The 328-nt window shown below is 48.5% G+C and carries 1 pseudogene; it reads left to right on the top strand.

Annotated features, from left to right (window positions below):
* Positions 1-328: pseudogene (locus Q4528_RS13085) on the top strand (ABC transporter ATP-binding protein); the annotation flags it as partial.

A 328-nucleotide genomic window follows, 5' to 3' on the forward strand; every position in this document is an offset into this window, starting at 1 on the left:
GCAGCATTTTGTTTATTAGCCACAAACTGAAAGAAGTCACTGCATTGTGCAACCGGGCTGTAATATTGCGTGGCGGTAAAGTGAGCGGTGAATGTGTACCCGCTAATGAAACGCCAGATTCTATCGCCAGAATGATGGTTGGCAGTGAAGCCGTGTTGTCGGAGCGCTACCATAAAACCATTGGCTCAGACGAGCTGCTAGTCACCCGAGATTTAAGCGTGCCGCCTACTAATCCTTTTGGTACCGGACTCAAAAAGGTAAACCTTAGCCTGCATAAAGGCGAAATACTCGGCATTGCTGGCGTAGCCGGTAATGGCCAAGAAGATTT

It is taken from the genome of Staphylococcus pasteuri, from assembly GCF_030547725.1.
Lineage (GTDB): Bacteria > Bacillota > Bacilli > Staphylococcales > Staphylococcaceae > Staphylococcus > Staphylococcus pasteuri.